Annotated in this window: 18 protein-coding genes; 3 read left to right on the plus strand and 15 right to left on the minus strand. The window is 61.6% G+C overall.

Annotated features, from left to right (window positions below; all coding sequences use genetic code 11):
• Positions 1–114 precede the first annotated feature (114 nt).
• The gene (gene pta / locus BLR80_RS07130; protein ID WP_092077906.1) at positions 115–1,116 is read left to right on the plus strand and encodes a phosphate acetyltransferase; all 1,002 of its coding nucleotides are present in this window, start codon (positions 115–117) and stop codon (positions 1,114–1,116) included.
• 117 nt (positions 1,117–1,233) lie between these two features.
• Here pta and BLR80_RS07135 read toward each other — a convergent pair whose 3' ends face one another.
• The 3 genes from BLR80_RS07135 to hpt form a co-directional block, all read right to left on the minus strand.
• Complete coding sequence (locus BLR80_RS07135) at positions 1,234–2,496, minus strand: acetate kinase (RefSeq protein WP_092077909.1); 1,263 nt, start codon at positions 2,494–2,496, stop codon at positions 1,234–1,236.
• Positions 2,497–2,974: 478 nt separating this feature from the next.
• A complete protein-coding gene (locus BLR80_RS07140; RefSeq protein ID WP_092077912.1) occupies positions 2,975–4,162 on the minus strand; it encodes a DUF3426 domain-containing protein in 1,188 nt (395 codons plus the stop codon).
• A complete protein-coding gene (gene hpt, locus BLR80_RS07145; protein WP_092077915.1) occupies positions 4,159–4,695 on the minus strand; it encodes a hypoxanthine phosphoribosyltransferase in 537 nt (178 codons plus the stop codon). The genes BLR80_RS07140 and hpt overlap by 4 nt, the downstream gene beginning before the upstream one ends.
• Positions 4,696–4,790: 95 nt before the next feature.
• Here hpt and BLR80_RS07150 point away from each other — a divergent pair, with 95 nt between their 5' ends.
• Together BLR80_RS07150 and BLR80_RS07155 are read left to right on the plus strand one after the other, a co-directional pair.
• The gene (locus BLR80_RS07150) at positions 4,791–4,985 is read left to right on the plus strand and encodes a DUF1573 domain-containing protein (RefSeq protein WP_092077918.1); all 195 of its coding nucleotides are present in this window, start codon (positions 4,791–4,793) and stop codon (positions 4,983–4,985) included.
• Between the two features lie 63 nt (positions 4,986–5,048).
• Positions 5,049–5,597: a hypothetical protein gene (locus tag BLR80_RS07155; RefSeq protein WP_092077921.1), complete on the plus strand. Its 549-nt coding sequence runs from the start codon at positions 5,049–5,051 to the stop codon at positions 5,595–5,597.
• Between the two features lie 139 nt (positions 5,598–5,736).
• Here the strand turns inward: BLR80_RS07155 and BLR80_RS07160 are convergent, their stop codons facing one another.
• The 12 genes from BLR80_RS07160 to flgG form a co-directional block, all read right to left on the minus strand.
• Positions 5,737–6,948 (minus strand): MFS transporter, encoded by a 1,212-nt coding sequence (locus BLR80_RS07160; RefSeq protein ID WP_092077924.1) that lies wholly within the window; start codon positions 6,946–6,948, stop codon positions 5,737–5,739.
• Between the two features lie 118 nt (positions 6,949–7,066).
• Positions 7,067–7,531 carry a flagellar assembly protein FliW gene (locus tag BLR80_RS07165; protein WP_092077927.1) on the minus strand — a complete coding sequence of 155 codons (465 nt, stop codon included), beginning with the start codon at positions 7,529–7,531 and terminating at the stop codon, positions 7,067–7,069.
• Positions 7,528–7,773: a carbon storage regulator CsrA gene (gene csrA / locus BLR80_RS07170; RefSeq protein WP_092077930.1), complete on the minus strand. Its 246-nt coding sequence runs from the start codon at positions 7,771–7,773 to the stop codon at positions 7,528–7,530. The genes BLR80_RS07165 and csrA overlap by 4 nt, the downstream gene beginning before the upstream one ends.
• Before the next feature lie 179 nt (positions 7,774–7,952).
• Positions 7,953–9,344 (minus strand): flagellar hook-associated protein FlgL, encoded by a 1,392-nt coding sequence (gene flgL / locus BLR80_RS07175; protein ID WP_092077933.1) that lies wholly within the window; start codon positions 9,342–9,344, stop codon positions 7,953–7,955.
• A 50-nt stretch (positions 9,345–9,394) separates the two neighbouring features.
• Positions 9,395–11,086 (minus strand): flagellar hook-associated protein FlgK, encoded by a 1,692-nt coding sequence (gene flgK, locus BLR80_RS07180; protein WP_092077936.1) that lies wholly within the window; start codon positions 11,084–11,086, stop codon positions 9,395–9,397.
• Positions 11,086–11,442 carry a hypothetical protein gene (locus tag BLR80_RS07185; RefSeq protein WP_092077939.1) on the minus strand — a complete coding sequence of 119 codons (357 nt, stop codon included), beginning with the start codon at positions 11,440–11,442 and terminating at the stop codon, positions 11,086–11,088. The genes flgK and BLR80_RS07185 overlap by 1 nt, the downstream gene beginning before the upstream one ends.
• Entirely contained in the window at positions 11,439–11,810 is a 372-nt protein-coding gene (locus BLR80_RS07190; RefSeq protein WP_092077942.1) for a flagellar biosynthesis anti-sigma factor FlgM, read from the minus strand. The genes BLR80_RS07185 and BLR80_RS07190 overlap by 4 nt, the downstream gene beginning before the upstream one ends.
• A 261-nt stretch (positions 11,811–12,071) precedes the next feature.
• On the minus strand, positions 12,072–12,389 hold the full coding sequence (locus BLR80_RS07195; protein ID WP_092077945.1) for a rod-binding protein: 318 nt from the start codon (positions 12,387–12,389) through the stop codon (positions 12,072–12,074).
• A 210-nt stretch (positions 12,390–12,599) separates the two neighbouring features.
• Complete coding sequence (locus BLR80_RS07200; protein WP_092077948.1) at positions 12,600–13,724, minus strand: flagellar basal body P-ring protein FlgI; 1,125 nt, start codon at positions 13,722–13,724, stop codon at positions 12,600–12,602.
• A 9-nt stretch (positions 13,725–13,733) separates the two neighbouring features.
• A complete protein-coding gene (locus BLR80_RS07205) occupies positions 13,734–14,471 on the minus strand; it encodes a flagellar basal body L-ring protein FlgH (protein WP_092077951.1) in 738 nt (245 codons plus the stop codon).
• Position 14,472: 1 nt separating this feature from the next.
• Entirely contained in the window at positions 14,473–15,450 is a 978-nt protein-coding gene (flgA, locus tag BLR80_RS07210) for a flagellar basal body P-ring formation chaperone FlgA (RefSeq protein WP_092077954.1), read from the minus strand.
• Between the two features lie 11 nt (positions 15,451–15,461).
• Positions 15,462–16,247, minus strand: a complete 786-nt coding sequence (gene flgG / locus BLR80_RS07215) for a flagellar basal-body rod protein FlgG (protein ID WP_092077957.1) — start codon at positions 16,245–16,247, stop codon at positions 15,462–15,464.
• Positions 16,248–16,256 lie beyond the last annotated feature (9 nt).

Consider the following 16,256-nt stretch of genomic DNA (forward strand, 5'->3'; position numbering starts at 1 on the left):
TGTTCTGTCCTGTACTTGTATGCTACTGGCGCTGGAAAGACGGTTGACGCCGACGGGCTGGCTCGGGTATAAGAGCAAAATGAATCAAACCCCGTTTTACAAGGAGGAGGTGCTATGCATTTAGTGGATCAGATCAAGGCCAAGGCGCGCGCCAGTCGGCAGACGGTGGTGCTGCCTGAGGGCTATGATGACCGTATGATTGAGGCTGCCGGCCGTATTGTGGCGGATGGGCTGGCCGAGGTGGTGCTGCTGGGCAAGGCCGAGGCGTTGCAGGCCAAGGCCACCGAAATGAAGGTGTCTCTGGCAGGCGTGACGCTGCTCGATCCGGCAACGGCACCGCAGCTTGATGCTTATGTCGCCGAACTGGTCGAACTGCGCAAGAAAAAGGGCTTGAGCGCCGAGCAGGCGCGCGAATTGCTGACCGGGTCGGATAATCTCTATTTCGGAGCCATGATGGTGCGCAAGGGCGATGCCGGCGGCGCCGTGGCCGGCGCCTATAACACCACCGGCGATGTGCTGCGCGCCGCCTTTCAGGTGATCGGCACGGCACCGGGCATGAAGACGGTCTCGTCGGTGTTTCTGATGGTAACAAAAAATCCCGAATTCGGTGAGAACGGCATTCTACTGTTTGCTGACTGTGCCGTGAACCCCAATCCTGATGCCCAGGCTCTGGCCGAAATTGCCGTGGCCACGGCCGGTAGCTGCAAGAGTTTTCTGGGTGTCGATGCGCGGGTGGCCATGCTGTCGTTCTCGACCAAAGGGAGCGCCCAGCACGCCGATGCCGATAAGGTACTCGAAGCCCTGCGTATTGCCCGCGAACTGGCACCGCAGCTGCAAATCGATGGCGAACTGCAGGCTGACGCGGCCCTGCTGCCCAAGGTCGGAGCCAAAAAGGCGCCAGGTTCCGCCGTGGCAGGCAAGGCCAACACCTTGATTTTCCCGGATCTCGATGCCGGCAACATTGCCTACAAGCTGGTCGAGCGAGTCGCTGGTGCCGAGGCGGTTGGCCCCATCATTCAGGGACTGGCCAAGCCAGTCAATGACCTGTCACGCGGCTGCTCGGTCGACGATATCGTCAATGTTGCAGCCATCACTGCGGTGCAGGCCCAGGGCTAGCCATCGAACCTGGTGCTATTTGCGCCAGCATCAAACGAGAAGGTTCCACAAAAAAACCGGCCAACAGGCCGGTTTTTTTGTGGGGTGTGAAGCTGTCACAGCTGGCCAGCCCGAAATTCAGGGTTTGTATTCCGGGCTGGTGAAGGAGTAGGCGAAGTTCATGTGATCGGTGTAGCTACCGTTGAGGATGGCCACCACGTCCTCGACGAACACCAGTTCCTCGTTAGTCGGGATGACAAACACCTTGACGGGTGAATCGGGTTTGGTGATTTCCGTTTCGCCGCTTTTGCTGAAGGTCTTCAGGTTTTTCTCCACATCCAGATGGATGCCCATGAATTCCAGACCTTCCAAGGCTTTCTGACGGATCAGACCAGCATTTTCGCCAACTCCGGCCGTGAACACCACCGCATCGACGCCGCCCAGGGCGGCAGCATAGGCACCAATGTATTTTTTCAGACGGTAGGCCTCCACGTCCAGCGCCAGCTGACAGCGTTCGTCGCCTTTTTGCGCTTCGGCAATCACGTCACGCCGGTCGGTGAAACGGCCGGTGATGCCGAGCAGGCCCGATTTCTTGTTCAGAATCGAATCGATTTCGCGCGGCGTACAGCCTTCCTGATCCATGATGAAGGGCGGAATGGCCGGATCGATGTCGCCGCAACGGGTACCCATCATGGCACCTTCAAGAGGTGTCAGTCCCATGCTGGTGTCCATCGAGCGGCCACCCTTGATGGCCGTATGGGATACGCCGTTGCCGATGTGCAGGGTGATGATGTTGCAGTCGCTCAGCGGCTTGCCCAACTTGATGGCGGCACGCTTGGAAACATACAGGTGGCTGGTACCGTGGAAGCCATAGCGCCGTACGCCATAATCGGTATACCACTGATACGGCAGCGGATAGGTATAGGCGTGAGCCGGCATGGTCTGGTGGAAAGCGGTGTCGAAAATGGCGATGTGCGGCACGTCAGGCAGAACCGACTGGGCCGCCTCGATGCCGGAAATGTTGGGCGGGTTGTGCAATGGCGCCAGGTGTTGCACGCTGCGAATGGCATCGAGCACGGTGGCGTCGATGGGCACGGAACAGGTGAATTTTTCACCGCCGTGCACCACGCGGTGACCGACGGCGGAGATCTCGTTCATCTGCTTGACCACACCCTGCTGCGGGTGGATCAGGGTGCGGATGATCAGGTCGATGGCCACGCGATGATCCGGGCATTCGTGATGTTCCTTGTAGTTATCACGACCGGGCACCTCGTGGACGATGAAGGAATCGCCAATGGTGACCCGCTCGACCACGCCTTTGGCCACGACGCAGCGCCGGTCCCAGTTGAACAACTGATACTTCACCGACGAACTGCCACAGTTCAATGCCAGAATATCCATAGCCGGGTCTCCTTCATGTCAGTAAAGCCAGTGCTGCCGCAAGGGCGCAAAGGCCAATTCTCGAATACTGTTCTATCGTCTTTCGGGTTTGCTGTGGGCTGTTGTTAACTGCTTGTTTTTAAGAAGAAAATTACTGTAAAGGTGCAGTAGAGGATAACGAAACGGCCGCAAACATGCAAGGATGTTTTCTGTATTTTAGTCAGACTGAACAATCACTGTATTATTTTTTCTCGGCTTAACGCGCCGTTCCGAAACGTGCCGGTGGTGGCCAGGGAGTCCTGGGTGAAAAATCGCAGCGTTTTTTTCGTTTTGTGAAGCGGACGAAAGGCGTGAGTCGGGCAGGCCGATGGAGCGGGCTTGCTGGTTCAGCTTTCGGGTGGTGCGGCGGTGGTGGGTGTTCGCCCGAGAGCGCCAATGAAAACGCCCCGCTGGGCGGGAGGCACGGCGGGGCGTTGATCAGGTTGTGTTGGTGCGGCCGTCAGGGGGCCGTGGGCGGCAGCGTTTCAACAGAGAATTCGCTGAACTCGGCCGGCAGCTGGCTGAACACCAGGGTGAAGGGCAGCGACTTGCCCGGTTCGACCGTCACGTTCGACAGGCCGGCGCCGACCCGGTTACTCATCTGTTCGGCAATCTGCTCCTTGCTGGCCTGCTGCAGAGCAGCACGGTCCAGGGGATTACCGCAATAGGCCTGCTGCTGGGCCAGCACTTCTCCCCGGGGGCCAAGAAGCCGGCCACGGACGCCGATTTCTCCCTGTGGCCGGTTGTAGGCGTTGGTCACCGTGCCCTGTACGACGAACAGGGTGCCGAGTTGCTGGTGGTCAAGATAGTAGTTTTCGCTCAGGCGAATCTGGAAAGAACCACTGGGCGCTTCTGGCACCGCCGGTTGGCTCAGCCCCAGCCGCTGGCGGACCTGTTCAATGAGTTGTGGCACGTCGATGCGGGTCTGGTTGACGAACAGATAACCGGCCGCGCCACCGGCTGCCAGCAGAAGCACTACCAACAGCAGCCACAGCAGGGAGCGCGAGGGTTTTTTGGGCTTGGTGACAGCTGCTGGTGTCATGGTAGCCGGTCGCTGGGGCGGCGCTGGGGCCGGCTCGGTCGTAAACGGTTGTACTGCTGGCCGGTTGTCGGGCAGATCAAACAGCGGCGGCAGTTTGCTGTCGAGGGGCTCGAACTCGAAGCGAGCACCTGTGATGCTGGGCGGCGTACTGTCCTCGTCGGCCGGCGGGCTGGCCAGCCGGCTGAAACTGAAGGCCTCTTCCTGTGGCTCCGCTACCCGAACGGCGGCGGGTTCAGGCGGGGTGGCCGGCTGACTGGCGGCGGCCGGCGCGCTGAAATCAAGTTCTTCGGCCTGATCCCAGAAATCCTCCTGTGCCTGCTGTGGTTCTGCGGTCTGGACCTCTGGGGCCGGTGTTGCACTGGCCGGTTGTGGCGGCGGCTGGACGGGCTCGAGCGGCGGCAGGGTGGCAGCCGTTGTGACCGGCTGGCTGACCGCAGCAACCGCGGCAGGAGGATTGCCAGCGGCCAGGGCCGCGCTGCCCGTCGCCGCCGGACTGACGCTGAAGGTTTTGTTGCAGCGGACACAGCGCAGTTGTAGTGCCGGGTTCGCCAGCAGAGCGTCGTCAATGGCGTACTGAGTTTCACAGTGGTCACAGGTGATGATCATGGGTGGGACTCCTTGGCAAGATCCTCCGCTTCCAGACAGTAGATCGCGTCGAGGTTGCGGTATTGTTCGTTGTAATCCATGCCGAAGCCGACGACGAAGCCCTGCTGCAATTCGATGGCGGCATAGTCGGCGGCTATGGCAACCTGGCGTCGCTCGTACTTGTCGATGAGGACACAGGTACGGATGGAGGCCGGCTGGTGCTGGCGTAGATGTCTGGAAAGGTGGTGCAGGGTCAGGCCGGTGTCAAGGATGTCGTCGACCAGCAGTATATGGCAGTCACGCAACTGTTCGTCGAGATCCAGCAGGATGCGGGGGCAGCCGCTGGAGGCCGTTTCGGCGCCATAGCTGCAGACCCGCATGAATTCGAGCCGTACCGGACAGGTCAGGTGGCGGCACAGGTCGGCGGCGAACAACTGGGCGCCTTTGAGCAGCACCACCAGGACGACGGGACGCTCACCGTAATCGCGGTTGATGCGCGCAGCCAGCTGCCCGATCCGCCGGGCGATAACCTCTTTGGAGAACAGCAGCTTCATGGTAAAACATCCCGAGATTGCGGTAAGAATGTATCCTATAACAAGAAGCCGGTTTTGTTGTCAATTTATCTGCAAAGCAAAGGAGAAAGGCCAGGATGAAACCACGCATGATGGCGGCTCTGTTCGGCCTGCTGCTGGCGAGCCCCCTGTGGGCGGCGCCGGTGGCCCGGTTCGACAGCAATCGCATCGATTGGGGCACGGTGTACGAGGGACAGGTGGTGGAGCAGCGCTTTGTGCTGCACAACGACGGTGATGACCCCCTGCAGATCGGCCGTATCCGCAGTGGCTGAGGCTGTGCCGCGGCACTGGTCAGTGCCGCTGAGGTTGCGCCCGGTGAGCAGACTGAAATTCTGATGCGATTCAATTCGGCCCATTATCGTGGGCAGATCATCAAGCGGGCGGTGGTGGAAACCAACGATCCGCGACAAACGGAAGTTCCTTTGATTCTTAAGGCCTATGTGACGCGAGAGGTGCAACTGGAACCCATGCAGCTGCGCTGGCAGGCGCTACCGGCCGGGCAGGTCAGCCAGACACGTCTGCGCCTGACCAATCACGCTGATCAGCCGTTGCAGTTGCTGGCCCTGACGAGCACCTCGCCAGCGGTGCGGTTGCAGGCGCAGGACGGCCGGGATCAGCTGGCTCCTGGCGAGACCCTGGATCTGCTGGTGCAGGTGGAGGCCGGGCCGACCGAAGGCCTGCTGCATGCGCAGTTGGCGGTCGAGGTGGCGGGGGTGCAGCAGCGCTGCCTGCGGGTGCCATTGCATGCCCGGGTGGTGCTGCCGGAACCCGAGCCCGAGGAGGTGCCCGGACCCATGGCTGAAGCGGCGACTTCGGTTCTTGTGCCGCCTGCGACGACGGCGGCGCCGCAGGAAGACCAGGCCGCTGAGGCCAGCAGCCTTTGATTTATAGAAAGCCGTGGCCGTCCTTATCCCCGCCCTTATCTCTTTGGGGTTGATGGGGTGGAGAACCTCCCGCTACGACAGAGTCAATAGAATAGCGCCAGCAGGCGTCGCCGGAATCGCGGCGCGCTTGCTGGCTTTTTTAATCGCAGCGGCGTAGCAACCGGCCCAACAGCAGGCAGCTGCCCGTGGCCAACATCAGTTGCAGCAGAATCAGTCCAATGACACCCGGCCAATGCCAGCGCGCGAAAAACATCCCGCCAAGGGTGCCGGCGATGCTTGATCCCAGATAGTAGAACAGCAGATAGAGGGCCGATGCCTGAGCGCGGGCATTGCCGGCCAGTTGACCGACCCAGGTGGAGGCGGTGGTGTGGGCGCCAAAGAACCCGATGGTCAGAACGATGATGCCGGCCGCCACCAGGGGGAGAGGCCGGGCCAGGGTCGCCAGGGCACCAAGGGCCATCAGCAGCAGGGCAGCGTACAGCAGGGCAGCGCGGCCCCAACGGTCACCGAGACGGCCGATCTGGCGTGAACCAAAGGCGCCGAAGGCGTAAGACACAAAGATCAGGGCCACCTGCGACTGACTCAGGTTGAAGGGGGGTGCCAGCAGTCGGAAGCTGATGTAGTTGTACAGGCAGATAAAGGCTCCCATGCAGCAGAAAGCCAGTACGAACAGGCACAGCAGTGGCAGTTGACGCAGATGGCTCAGCAGTGAGCGACTTAAGGGGCCGATGGCCAGCGCCCGGCGGCAAAAACGTCGCGATGGCGGCAGCAGCCACCAGAATGCCAGGGTCAGCAACAGGCCAATCAGGCCGATGACGGCTACCGCTTCGCGCCAGGGCAGCCAGTCAGCCAACCAAGCGGTGAGAATGCGACCGGTCATGCCGCCGATGGCGTTGCCGGCAATGTAGAGGCCCATGGCGCCGCCCACTACGGCAGGGGCCATTTCCTCGCTCAGGTAGGCCATGGCGATGGCCGGAATGCCGGCCAGCACCAGCCCTTGCAGCAGCCGCAGGGTCAACAATCCGGCCAGAGACGGCAGCCACAGGCAGGCCAGCGCCATCAGCGATGCCAGCAGCATGGCTGTACCGATCAGGCGGCGCCGGCCGAGGGCGTCCGACAGGCTGCCGGCGACGGGCAATGCTGCTGCCAGGGCCAGGGTGGTGAGCGACAGACTCAGACTGGCACGCGCGGGGGAAATGGCAAATTCTGCTACCAGGTTGGGCAGCAGCGGCTGCAGGCAGTAGAGGCTGGAAAAGGTGACGAAGCCGGCAAAAAACAAGGCCAGATTGGCGCGCCAGTAGTCCGGGCTGGAACGGTGGATGTGGGGTGACGGGCTGGTAGCCGGTGTCATGACAGATTCCCGGAATTGGCAGCAGACAACAGAACAGGCCGATCCGGCGGGGATCGGCCTGTGACAGGGTAGGGCGTTATGGCGCTGCTGACCAGCAAAAAGCTGGCACACTTCCGGTTCAGGCGCTGGCGCTGGCTGCCTGCTGTGGTGGCGTGGCGGGCTGCACCACCGGCAGCGGCGTCTGGATGCTGTAACCACTGTTTTCCAGAATCACCTGCAGGGCGCGGTTGGTGCGCGCCGCGAACAGAATCGGTGCCGCCAGGTTCAGGGTGATGCGGCGGTCGGGATGTACGGTCACCACCACCAGGTTGAAGCAGGGTTCGTCGGCTTCAATCCCGAGAATGGCCCGTTCATGAGCCTCGGGCACCACCTTGTAGTCCAGAAAAAAGTTGGTCGGATCGGTCAGGACTAGGGCCACCTGGGCATCCTCGACGCTTTGAATCCAGAACAGAGGACCTTCCTTGCTGTTGGGCATGACGACGAATTCGCGCAGTTCCTCAAAGCCGATCAGTCCCTGCGGAAAGGTCAGCACCTGTTGCGGGTCGTACGCGATTTCACCAAAGCGGCTGTCGATGGTTTTCATTTCTCCTCCGGTTCAGGTGGCGATACAGGCGTGCCCAGCAGATCGAGATCGGCGAGGGCCCAGCTGGTGGCGGCGCGGTTCTCCTGCTGGATGTGGTCGTAGAGTTCCTGACGGTAAATTTTTTTGTGGCGCGGGGCGTCAATGCCCAGACGCACGGTATTGCCCTTGATCTCGACGATCTGCAGGCGGATATCCTCGCCGATCAGAATGCCTTCGCCGAGCTTGCGTGTCAGTACCAGCATGAGGGCTCCCGTCGCTGATGTTTAGAGCAGGAAGTTGAAAAAGTCCCCTCCGGGGTTTTTCAACGACGCAAGCCGAAAATGCGATTTCCGTCTTGCTCACAAAATCAATCCATTACGGAGCAATGATTGATTTTGGTCGCCCATCCATGGGCTCCGGCAGGCTGTGTTTCAACAGCCAGCTAGAGATAGTCCATGATGGAGAGTTTGGATACCTGGCCGGTCACCTTTAAAGCGCCTTCGAAAGCGGTTTCGGTCTGGAGGATTTCGGTCAGCACATCGATCATGTCAACGTCCTCATAGCGGGACAGAATCTGTTCCAGATCGATCTGCACGCCTTCGAGATGACTTTTGGCGGTTTCCAGCCGGGCGGCGTTGTTGCCCATGCGGCCGCGGGCGCTACGGCTTTGATCGGCGGCCGCTTCGAGTTCGGGCAGCAGGTCGGCCAGCGCAGGAACCAGTCGCAGTTGCAGCGGATTGTCGTCGGCATCAAGCAGGGAAACCGTGGCCGGGCTGGTCAGGGGATCGCCATCGTCATCGTAAGGAATAACCGGCTTTCCGGCGTTGTCAAATGCCGGAATGCTGCCGTCGCCATGCAAATACATGGGCTGGTCAAGAGCGGCAGCGTCAAGGGGGTCGCCATTGAAATCGCTGGTTGTGCCGGGAGGAAACTTGGCGTTGTACGCCGCAATGCTCAGCGGTTGCCCGTCCAGCCCCAATACTGGCTGCAGGTTGATGGGCTGGCCGGCGGAGGTCGTGAGCGTGACGGTGGCGCCTGTTGTCTGGTCAATGATCGGATCACCAAGGGCGTCCAGCGCGATGGGGGTTTTGGCCGGGAGAGGGTTTCCCAGGGCATCGAGGTGGGTTGTCCCGTCAGCGCTGCCAAGATTCCCGTTCGGCAGCGCTGTGCTGCCACTGTAGACCTGGCCCGCCTCGCCGCGCAGGGCGCGTTCCAGATCGGTCAGCAGGGCGAACAGATCCTGGCCGGTCTGTTCCATTACGCCGTCGTTGTTGGTGTCGCGCAGACCCTGGAACACCTCGCTGCCTGCCAGGTTGGTCTGGATGTATTCGCCTGGCGAGGCTTCCAGCCGCTTGATATGGTTGTCACCGGCGTAATTCACCAGGTCACCGTCCGCGACAAAAGGAGCGGTGTCTTCTTCAAAGCCGGCGAAGATGTACTGACCGCCGACCTGGGCGTTGGCGACGCTGAACATCTCGGTTTTGATATAGCTGATCTGGTCGGCCAGGGTCTGCTTGTCCTGGTCGCTGAGAGAACCGTTGATGCCGTTGATGGCCACTTCCTTGGCGCTGACCAGCAGGTTTTCCACCTGATCAAGGTAGCTGTCCTGATTGTCGAGGCGGTCGACGGCGGTGGACAGGGAGCTGATGAAGCGATCATTGGCGCGAATCTGGCTGCGGGCCGACAGCACCGGCCGGATGGCGGCGGGATCGTCCGACGGCCGCAGCAGCTTTTTGCCGGTGGCGGCCTGGTTGCGCAGATCTTCCAGGCTGCTGGTGAGCCGGCCAAGCTCGGCATTCAGACTGCGGTAGGTGGTGGAGAGGGTCGATTTCATGGTGAAAGCCTCCCGGCGCTAGAGTGCGGCTGCGGGCTGGGGGAAATGTTTTATTGTTTGATGGTCAGCACCGTTGCCATCATCTCATCGACGGTGGAAAGGAGCTTGGCCGAGGCTTCGAAGCCGCGCTGGTACTTGATCAGGGCAATCATCTCCTCTTCCAGCGAAACCCCCACCTTGGCGTCGCGCAGGTTCTGCAACTGGGTCAGGGCGTCCTGCGAACCGGTCTGGGCCAGGCGGTTCTGACTGGCTTCAACACCGACGCGGGCGGCCATTTTGCCGTAGAAGCTGACGAAGGTGTCCTCGCCGTTGACGGCTTTTTCATCCTTCAGTGCGGCGATGGCCAGAGCATTGGTATTGTCGCCGGGGGCGCTGCTGCTGCCGGCCGCCACCTGACTGGGGTTCTGCAGTGCCATGGCCATCAGGTTGGCCATGCTGGGCATGGAGAATTCGGGCACGGACGCGCCGCCGGTCGTTCCCAGGGCGGACAGATCAACCTGCACGCTCAAGGGGCTGTTGTTGGCCAGATCGTATGCTGGCGTCAGCACCAGGGCATAGCCGCCATCACCCTGCTGGCTGGTGGTCGCCGTCAGGTCTGCGCCAGTTGCTGAATTGATCGCACTTGCCAGCTCGTCCAGGCTGTAGGGGCCGCTGGCGGGATCAAGCGTGAAGCTGTGGTCTTCCCCCCCGACCTGCAGTGCGATGGTGCCGCCAGTAAAATAATCGCTGGTGGCTGAGGCGTAACCCTGGCTGGTGTGGTTGCCGGGGTTCTGGAAAAAGGGGATACCCGTCGAGCCGTCGAGTCCCGTACCCTGTTCGTGCCGGCTGTTGACCTGCTGCACCAGCTGGTAGGCCGTCTTGTTGAGGTCTTGCTGCAGCTCCGGCACGAATTGGTCGCGGATTTCCAGCAGGCCGGCGAATTTGCCGCCAAGGTTGCGGCCGCTGACATCAAAACGGGAATTGCCGATAGCCAGTTCCAGCTTAAGATCATCACCCTGCACCACCGCTTCGAGTTGCAGGGCGGTGCCGCTTTGTACCAGGGGCAAGCCCCCGGGCAGCTGGACGTTGATGGCACCGGCAGCGTCGGGGAACGACTGCACTCCCAGACTGTAGGTCAACTCCTGCAGCAGCAGATCGCGCTGGTCACGGAAGCTGTTGGCGGTCTGGCCGGTGCTTTCCAGATTCTGAATGCGCTGGTTGAGGTCGGCGATCTGGGTCAGCTTCAGGTTCACCGCGTCCAGTTCTGAACGCACCGTGTCGTTGATGTTGTTCTGGACGTTCTCCAGATCGCGGGCGATGGTGTTGAATTCGGCAGCGAGCAGCTCGCCGCGCTGAATCACGATATCGCGTTCGACCTGGCCGCTGGGATTGGTCGAAAGCTCCTGCCAGGCGTCGAAGAAACGGTCGATTTCCGTTGCCAGGTTCTCATCGCCAACGCTGAAGATGCGTTCCAGCTCGGCCAGAGGGGTCGATTTGGCGTCTTCGCTGCCGAGTTGCTGGTTCTTGTCAAGCAGTTGCTCGCTGACGAAGACATCGTAATCGCGCACCACGCCACTGACCTTGACGCCCTGACCGATAAAGAAGTCTCCGAAATTCAGCGATGGAAAATCACTGAATACCGGCTTCTGGCGCGAGTAGCCTTCGGTGTTGACGTTGGAGATGTTATTGCCGGTAATCTCAATGGATTTCTGGTTGGTAAACAGACTGGTCTTACCGGCATTAAGGGCAGCGGCGAGTCCCATCAGATCCTCCCGGACAGTAACCGGCCACCAACACCGGCCTGGATCTTCATTCCCTGAGGGTTGTAGCTGTCGAGTCGGCTTTTGCGACCGAAGAACTCCATCGACTGGCGAATCCAGTTGAGGGCCGACCACAGCAGGTAGGCGTTACGGCGATTATCAAAGCGGATGCGCTCCACCAGTTCGCGTTCCTCGGTGGCAAGCGTGTCGACGTCGTCGAGATGCAGCCCGGCCAGCAGTTGCTCCTTGCGCTGGACGGTTTCCTGCAGGGCGTCGAGTTGCAGTTCGCGGGCCTGCTGCCGCTCCAGAAGAATCAGTTCATGCAACTGGTGCAGTTGCTGGCGGACGGCGGCGTTCATGACAGGGTTCCCTGGCCGAGAAACTTGAGCAGGCTGCCGGCTACCTGTTTAAGGTCGGGTTGATAGGAGCCTTCAGCTACCTGCTGTTTGAGTTCTTCCAGGCGGGCCGCCCGTTGCAGATCGGTTGCAGACGAGGTGGCCTCGGTTGCCGTAAGTTCTTCGAACCGGGGTGCGTGCAGGCCCTCGAAACTGTAGCTGGTGGGAGGCGCCAGGCTGCTGCCGGCCGTCGGGGCCTGCTGCTGCAGTACACTGGAGAAACTCACCTTGTCACCCGCGCTGGTGCGACCCTCGCCGGCCTGTTCAGCCGTTTTGGTCGAGGGTTTCACTTGACTTGTGGGCAGGAGGTTTTTGTCGCCGTGAATTTTCATGACATCACCTGTTGGACAAAGATGGAAAACGCCGGCGCCTGATACGGCTCACAGAGCCCAAAGAGGTCAGTGCGCGGGGGCATTTCATGTTGACTTGCTTCTTTTATCGTCCTGGCGGACGGATAACTTTAGCCAGCGAGACAAAAAATGACCGGTCGGGCGGGCCGACCGGTTCCTAAGGAGCGCTGGAAGCGTTGTGAGACTCTGGAGCGGTCTGCTGGTGCCGCAGAACCGCAACGGCCCTGTCGCTGTTGGTTGGAGTTAACCGCCCTGGGCCAGCTGGCGGTAGAGATTGGTGCCGATTCCCAGGCTCTGGTGGTGAGCCAGCTGACTGGCGACCTCACCGTCCAGCAGTTCCTGGTAGATTTCGCCAGCGGTGCCGGTATCGATCAGTCCTTCAATGGCGTTGGCCCCACGCATGGTTTTGAACAGTTGCTGCACCAGCACGGCCTCGAACTCGGCACAACTGTGTTGCAGTCCCGCGGTGGTGTGATCTTTGGTCTGTGCCGCGGTTGCTGCCGCCTGCAGGGACTTGCCACCGGGGGGCAGCGCCAGACGGGGGTCGATGGCGAGGTTCATAGCTTAGACTCCAGAGGGAGGGATAGCTCTTATATCGGTTGTTGCGGCCTGGCGCTTTAGCCATCATGGCTGACCGTTGAAAAAGAGAAGACCTGCCCCTTGCAAACCTGGGTTATGCGGGAGTGACGGCACCCGGCACAGAGCCATAGCCACATGCAAGCTGCGAGGCCCTTGCCGCAACGCGGCCGGTGAAGGGCTCTTGCGTCGCCATCACAGGATGACCAGTTCGGCGTGCAGGGCACCGGCGGCCTTGATGGCCTGGAAGATGGCGATCAGGTCGCGCGGTGTGGCGCCGATGGCGTTGAGGGCACGGGCGACGTCACCGATGCTGACCCCCATCGGTAAAACCACCAGATTGCCGCTTTCTTCACTGACCTGAACCTGGGTCTGCGGCACGGTAACGGTTTCGCCTTCCGCCAGGAGATTGGGCTGCGACACCTGGGCCGATTCACTGATGATCAGATTGAGGTTGCCGTGCGAGACCGCCACGGTGGCCAGGCGAACGTTTTCGCCCATCACCACGGTGCCGCTGCGCTCGCTGACCACAATGCGGGCCTTGCTGTCGGGCTGGACCTCCAGATGCTCAATGCGGGCGATGAATTCAATCAGAGGCTGTTGCTGCTCCGGCGGGGCCTGCACCCGCAAGCTGCCACTGTCGAGAGGGGTCGCCAGGGGCGCGCCGAAATAATCGTTGATGGCCTCGCTCAGGCGGGTGACGGTGGTGAAATCGGCTTCGCGCAGGCGATAGGTCAGCATGCGGTCAACGGGCAGCTGGAAGGGCACCTCGCGCTCGACCAGGCCGCCGCCGGGAATGCGACCGACCGTGGGATGATTTTTCTGCACCTTGGCAGCCTTGCCGCCGAAGGACAGGGCACCGACGGCCAGGGCTCCCTGGGCCACGGCGTAGACCTGGCCGTCAGGTCCCTTGAGGGGGGTCATCAGCAGGGTGCCGCCCACCAGGCTGTCAGCGTCACCCAGGGAGGAAACCAGCACGTCGATGACGCTGCCGGCCTTGGCGAAGGGCGGCAGTTCGGCGGTGACCATGACCGCGGCAACGTTGTCGACCTTGACATCGTTGCGGTTGATCTGCATGCCGAGGCGCTCCATCATGTTGACCAGCGACTGGACCGTGAATTCGGTCTTGTCGCTGTCGCCGGTGCCATTGAGACCCACCACCAGACCGTAACCCACCAGTTGGTTGCTGCGCACGCCTTCGATGTCGGCCAGATCCTTGATGCGGCTGGTCGCGCCGGCGCAGACCGGCCACAGCAGCAGCCCCAGCAGGCCGAGTTTCAGGCAGACCAGCAGTTCAGTGAAAACGCGGGCGCGGGCCATGCTTCCTCCTTAAAATGGTGCGACCCGGTCGAGCAGGCGCACCAGCCAGCCGGGTTTCTGCTTCTCATCGATGACACCATTGCCGGCGTAGACGATGTTGGCGTCGAGAATGTACTGCGAATCAATCTCATTGGCCGGACTGATATCCTGCTGGCGCACGATACCGGTCAGGTGGATCAGCTGCTGTTCGTGATTGACCGTAACGGTTTTGCTGCCGGCGATGCGCATGTTGCCGTTGGGCAACACCTCGACCACCTGGGTGGTGATGGTGGCAACCAGATCCTCCTTGCGGGTGGTGGTGCCGCTGCCTTTGAAGTCGTTGCTGTAGCCGGCGCTGACCAAGCTGGCCGGGTCGATGCCGCCACCGAGTTTGGCGATGTTGGTTTCCAGTCCGAACAGGCTGGTGATGTCGGCGCTGGCGTTACTGCTGCGGCCGGTCGAGGTGGTGGCCTCCTTGCTGGCCTGAGCCTGTTCGCGGATGGTGACCGTCAGGATGTCGCCAATACGGCAGGCGCGGTTGTCGACAAACAGGCTGCCTTGACCGGTGGTCCAGAGAGAACCCGGTGTCTGCGGCGCCGGTGCGACGATGACGGGCGGGGGCTCGCTGATGGCCGCCTTGGTTTCCGGTACCGAGCGGGTAGCGGGAGCACAGCCGCCGGCCAGGGCGGCCAGGGCCAGAAATGGCAGGCCGCTCCAGAGACAACACGCAGGCCGGGAAAAATGCAGGGTCGGAAGCAAAAAGCGCATGTCAGAACTCCACCTCGACCCAGTCCGGGCCGATCACGCGGGCCAGAATCTCTTTTTCCGAGGCGCTGTTGCGCACCCGGATGGTTTCGCCCAGATGGCCATCCTCGCTGGCGATGCCGGTGGCGGTCAACTGCATGGCACCGCGGCGGGCGAGGATGCGGACGAAGCCGCCTTTGGTGACGATGGCCGGCCGCTCAATGACCCGCTCGATAACCGGCTGACCGGCATTGAGGTTGCGGGTCAGTTTCATGCCGATCAGGGCGCGCGGATCGAAGAACACGTCGTCAAAGCTGGCCAGGGTCTGGTTTTCCAGCGTCAGACTGTCTTGTGACAGCAGACTGCCGCGGGCCAGCCGACGGCTGGCCACCACCACGGGGGCCTGGACCTCCACCTTGCCACGCAGCGCCAGGGTGCGGACGGTGCGGCCATCGACCCGGAACACCAGCGTGAGACTGCGGCTTTTCAGCAGGTTGTCGGCCGAAGGCTGCACCTCTACCTCCAGCCGGCCACTGGGCAGTATCTGTGTTTCCGGTTCCTGCAGCGGGACGAAGCGGATGCTGGCTTGCGGCAGGCGTTCGCGGTAGGTCTGCAGGAAGGCATCGATGTAACCGCCGAGCTGTTGCGGGTCGAGACGGTTGCCGCGCCGTTGCACCACCACCTGCTCGGCGCCGCTGAACAGCACCTGATCGTCGCGCAGACCGGCGCGTAGCAAGGCCCGGCCGATAAAGGCGCGGTCGAGGCTGCGGCTGTCGCCGGCATTGGGCGCACGTCCCAGACGCAACTCCTCCAGCTCGGGTTGGGGTGGCTGCATGCGGGCGACATCGGCCAGGCGGATATCATCGCTGTCAACCTGGGCCTGGGGGCGCAACTCCAGCTGCAGCGGCGCGGCGCCAACGGCGGCTGGCACCAGCCCTATAACCAGCAACAGGCAGCGCAGCAGGCCGCCAAGCGCTGCGCGGGTATAAACGACGGGTTTCACCAGAATATCCGTCAGATCAGGTTGTTGGTCATTTGCAGCATTTCGTCGGCGGTTTTAATGGCCTTGGAATTGACCTCGTAGGCACGCTGGCCGGCAATCATGTTGACCATCTCTTCCATGACGCTGACGTTGGAGCCTTCCAGGTAGCCCTGGGCCAGGGTGCCCAGGCCGTTTTCGCCCGGTACGCCGACAATGGCCGTGCCGGACGAGGGCGTTTCGGCAAACAGATTGCGGCCCAGACTGCGCAGGCCCGATTCATTGCTGAAGGTGGCCAGTTCCAGCAGGCCGACCTGGACGGCCTCGTAATCACCATCAAGGTAGACATCGACGGTGCCGTCCTGGCCGATGGAGATGCTGGTGGCGTTCTCCGGGATCACAATCTGCGGGTCGAGCAGATAGCCTTCGGAGGTGGTCAACCGACCGTCGCCATCCTTTTTCAGGGCGCCGCTACGGGTGTAGGCGGTGGCGCCGTCGGGCATCTCCACCTGAAAGAAACCACGGCCCTCGATGGCCACGTCAAGTTCATTTTCGGTCTGCATCAGATCGCCGACGCTGAAGACCTTTTGCACGGCGGCGGTGCGGGCGCCGAGGCCGACCTGGATGCCGGTGGGCATGATGGTGTCGGCCGAGGTGGCGCTGCCGGGACTTTTGCTGACCTGATAGAGCAGATCCTGAAAGTCGGCCCGGCTTTTCTTGAAGCCGGCCGTGTTGACGTTGGCCAGGTTGTTGGCGATGACGTCAATGTTCATTTGCTGGGTTTCCATGCCGGTGGCGGCAGACCAGAGGGCGCGAATCATGGGGTGTCT

Origin of the sequence: Desulfuromonas thiophila (assembly GCF_900101955.1) — a bacterium.
GTDB classification, from domain to species: domain Bacteria; phylum Desulfobacterota; class Desulfuromonadia; order Desulfuromonadales; family Desulfuromonadaceae; genus Pseudodesulfuromonas; species Pseudodesulfuromonas thiophila.

Coding starts and splice junctions, on each gene's coding strand:
- hpt (WP_092077915.1), bottom strand. CDS start 4,695: ATGAAGCTGCTGTTCTCCAAAGAGGTTATCGCCCGGCGGATCGGGCAG.
- BLR80_RS07140 (WP_092077912.1), bottom strand. CDS start 4,162: ATGATCATCACCTGTGACCACTGTGAAACTCAGTACGCCATTGACGAC.
- BLR80_RS07160 (WP_092077924.1), bottom strand. CDS start 6,948: ATGACACCGGCTACCAGCCCGTCACCCCACATCCACCGTTCCAGCCCG.
- BLR80_RS07205 (WP_092077951.1), bottom strand. CDS start 14,471: ATGCGCTTTTTGCTTCCGACCCTGCATTTTTCCCGGCCTGCGTGTTGT.
- BLR80_RS07135 (WP_092077909.1), bottom strand. CDS start 2,496: ATGGATATTCTGGCATTGAACTGTGGCAGTTCGTCGGTGAAGTATCAG.
- flgL (WP_092077933.1), bottom strand. CDS start 9,344: ATGAAATCGACCCTCTCCACCACCTACCGCAGTCTGAATGCCGAGCTT.
- BLR80_RS07185 (WP_092077939.1), bottom strand. CDS start 11,442: ATGAACGCCGCCGTCCGCCAGCAACTGCACCAGTTGCATGAACTGATT.
- BLR80_RS07190 (WP_092077942.1), bottom strand. CDS start 11,810: ATGAAAATTCACGGCGACAAAAACCTCCTGCCCACAAGTCAAGTGAAA.
- csrA (WP_092077930.1), bottom strand. CDS start 7,773: ATGCTGGTACTGACACGCAAGCTCGGCGAAGGCATTCTGATCGGCGAG.
- BLR80_RS07195 (WP_092077945.1), bottom strand. CDS start 12,389: ATGAACCTCGCCATCGACCCCCGTCTGGCGCTGCCCCCCGGTGGCAAG.
- BLR80_RS07200 (WP_092077948.1), bottom strand. CDS start 13,724: ATGGCCCGCGCCCGCGTTTTCACTGAACTGCTGGTCTGCCTGAAACTC.
- pta (WP_092077906.1), top strand. CDS start 115: ATGCATTTAGTGGATCAGATCAAGGCCAAGGCGCGCGCCAGTCGGCAG.
- BLR80_RS07155 (WP_092077921.1), top strand. CDS start 5,049: ATGCGATTCAATTCGGCCCATTATCGTGGGCAGATCATCAAGCGGGCG.
- flgG (WP_092077957.1), bottom strand. CDS start 16,247: ATGATTCGCGCCCTCTGGTCTGCCGCCACCGGCATGGAAACCCAGCAA.
- BLR80_RS07165 (WP_092077927.1), bottom strand. CDS start 7,531: ATGAAAACCATCGACAGCCGCTTTGGTGAAATCGCGTACGACCCGCAA.
- flgK (WP_092077936.1), bottom strand. CDS start 11,086: ATGGGACTCGCCGCTGCCCTTAATGCCGGTAAGACCAGTCTGTTTACC.
- BLR80_RS07150 (WP_092077918.1), top strand. CDS start 4,791: ATGAAACCACGCATGATGGCGGCTCTGTTCGGCCTGCTGCTGGCGAGC.